Source organism: Pseudomonas sp. GM74, from assembly GCF_000282455.1.
Taxonomy (GTDB): Bacteria; Pseudomonadota; Gammaproteobacteria; order Pseudomonadales; family Pseudomonadaceae; genus Aquipseudomonas.
This window is the reverse complement of record NZ_AKJG01000029.1, coordinates 1-1,244: the sequence shown is the minus strand read 5'-3', so window position 1 is coordinate 1,244 and position 1,244 is coordinate 1. Positions and strand designations below refer to the sequence as shown.

1 protein-coding gene and 1 pseudogene are annotated in these 1,244 nt (G+C 61.3%); both read right to left on the bottom strand.

The window, feature by feature from the left end; all coding sequences use genetic code 11:
- Nucleotides 1–552 (bottom strand): annotated as a pseudogene (locus PMI34_RS22485) (alpha-2-macroglobulin family protein); the annotation flags it as partial.
- An 11-nt stretch (nt 553–563) separates the two neighbouring features.
- On the bottom strand, nt 564–1,202 hold the full coding sequence (locus PMI34_RS22490) for a DUF1175 domain-containing protein (RefSeq protein WP_032829410.1): 639 nt from the start codon (nt 1,200–1,202) through the stop codon (nt 564–566).
- Between the last annotated feature and the right edge of the window lie 42 nt (nt 1,203–1,244).

Genomic DNA, 1,244 nt, shown 5'->3' with positions numbered 1-1,244 from the left:
CGGCTTGCCCTGCCACAACGGATAACGAAACTGGCTGACCACCGGCAAACCCGGTATCAGCGCGAATTGCGGCTGCGCATCGTAGGGCGTTGGCGCGGCCATCGCGTTGCCCATCTTCAGCTCCGGCACTTCCTCGGTGACTTGTTTACGCGACTCGTAGGAAAACGCCCGCTGCATCACCCGACGGGACTTGCGATACCAGTTGTCCCACAGATAAGCGAGGGTATTGGACAGGCCTTCACCCTTGAACTGGCCATCGCTGACCACTCGATGCAGGTTCTTCTGGCGCTTGAGGAAATCCAGCGGTTTGTCGATGCGATACACCCGAATGTCTGCGCCGCCGTAGGGCTCCATGCGAAACCGGCGATAGTCGCGGCCCGGCGCTTCGAGTCGCACCATCGCCTGTTCATCGCTGGCAAAGCTGCTGTCGGCCAGCAGGAAAAAACTCTCGCCGGTCACCGGCGCATAGCCGCTGGCCGGGACCGAGTCTTCGGCGTTTGCCGCCGAAATCGACAGCACCAATACCAACATCAGAGACAGAAAACGCAGCATGCGGGCACCGGTCATTGGGAGAGAAAATTCAGTCGATAGACGCCGATGAAGTTGGGGTTGGCTGCATCGGGTATCCATCGGGTGTCCTTCCATGTCATGAGTTGCTGCAGGCTTGCCGAACGCATGCCGTTGTCGGTGGGTGTGCTGGTGCCGGTGTGATAGGCGATGTAGCGGCCCATCCAGATCATCAGGTGCTGGTCGTCACCCTGATCGAAAAACATCAGGTCGCCAGGGCGTGCCTGTGACACATCGCGGCTGACCAGATGGCTGTTGAACTGGATCAATTTGATCGCATTGACGTACGGCCCGACCTTGCCACCGCCCTGCTGCCATTGCTGGGCAAGACCGCGCTGGGCGTCGCTCAGTTGCAGCTCCGGCGGCAGGTAGCGATTGGACAGGCCATTGCTGCGCAGCCATTTGTCGTCATGGACTTTCAGCGCTTCGTTAGCGGCGAAGCGCACCAGTCCGGCGCAGTCTTGCTGATACCAACGGGGGCTCGGCCCCCGGCTCAGTTGCTCCTGGGCGATGCGCACGAACCAGGCACGAAACACTTGGGATTGCTGCGGGTCGAGCGATGGCGCCTCGACAGCCCGGGCACCCGTGCTCAGCAACAACGCCAGCAGGCCGAGACTTCGGATCAATGCCGTCACAGGGCTTTCCACTCCAGTGGCAGCCACTGCCAGTGGCCGGCG